Source organism: Bradyrhizobium sp. Kon69 (assembly GCF_055807515.1).
Genome location: NZ_JBVVOS010000374.1, coordinates 1 through 266, shown reverse-complemented (window position 1 = coordinate 266; position 266 = coordinate 1). Strand labels below are relative to the sequence as shown.

General features: G+C 67.7%; 1 pseudogene. It reads left to right on the top strand.

The features are described from left to right. A pseudogene (locus tag AC0L3U_RS39500) lies at nt 1–266 on the top strand (methyl-accepting chemotaxis protein); the annotation flags it as partial.

Genomic DNA, 266 nt, shown 5'->3' with positions numbered 1-266 from the left:
GTGCTGCCGGGCCTGGGCCGCAAGGACGAGATCGGCGAGATGGCCGGCGCGGTAGAAGAATTCAAGGTGCAGGCCGTGGCCAAGGCCGAGCGCGATGCGGCCGCCAACGAACTCCAGAACAGGGAGCAGGCCGCAAGCCGTCGTTCCGAGCTGATTCGTTTCGCCGACGATTTCGAGAGCGCAGTCGGCGCCATCGTCTCCAACGTCTCGGCTTCCGCCGTGCAGCTGGAATCGGCGGCCTCGACGCTGACCCGCACCGCCGAGAC